Here is a 249-nt window from a genome sequence, read left to right on the forward strand (position 1 = left end):
GCAGGAAGAAGCGCGACCAGCAGCAGCAAACCGAGCAGGCGCCGGCCAACCAGGCAGCGCCAGCCGAGGAACAGCAGCCGCGCAGGAAAAAGCGCGACCAGCAGCAACAGACCGAACAGGCGCCGGCCGAACAGGCCGCGCCAGCCGAGGAACAGCAGCCACGCCGGAAGAAGCGCGACCAGCAGCAGCAAACCGAGCAGGCGCCGGCCGAACAGGCAGCGCCAGCCGAGGAACAGCAGCCGCGCAGGA

1 protein-coding gene is annotated in these 249 nt (G+C 69.9%); it reads right to left on the minus strand.

Features of this window, described 5'->3' with window-relative positions:
* Positions 1-249, minus strand: a 249-nt coding sequence (locus tag EOB80_RS35945; RefSeq protein ID WP_206516870.1) for a hypothetical protein, incomplete at both ends; no start/stop codon positions are given.

The sequence above is a fragment of the Mesorhizobium sp. M7A.F.Ca.MR.245.00.0.0 genome (assembly GCF_003997415.1).
In the GTDB taxonomy this organism is placed as follows: Bacteria; Pseudomonadota; Alphaproteobacteria; order Rhizobiales; family Rhizobiaceae; genus Mesorhizobium.